General features: G+C 48.7%; 1 pseudogene. It reads right to left on the reverse strand.

Going from position 1 to position 308, the window contains the following annotated elements:
* Positions 1-127 (reverse strand): annotated as a pseudogene (locus MFF64_RS36735) (calcium-binding protein); the annotation flags it as partial.
* Positions 128-308: the final 181 nt, after the last annotated feature.

A 308-nucleotide genomic window follows, 5' to 3' on the forward strand; every position in this document is an offset into this window, starting at 1 on the left:
CGCCGTTGATCTGATCGTTCCCGGCAAATCCAAGGAGGGTGTCATTGCCGGCGAAGCCGTTGATCACATCGTCGGCAGGGGTGCCAAGGAGGCGATCGGGACCTGCGGTACCGTCAAGCTGAGCCATAGTAGATGTCCTCCGAGGATTGCGAGCAGCAGATGATGCCGAGCGCACATGACTGCAGGTATACCTCGGCAGATGTCTGGCATTAACTTGCGATAATTATTACAATCGATGTAATAAATTGTGAACATTCGTTCCATTACGAACATATTATAATATGTTAATTCGAGATATTGGCTTAATG

Origin of the sequence: Methylobacterium frigidaeris (assembly GCF_022179185.1) — a bacterium.
Classification (GTDB): domain Bacteria; phylum Pseudomonadota; class Alphaproteobacteria; order Rhizobiales; family Beijerinckiaceae; genus Methylobacterium; species Methylobacterium frigidaeris.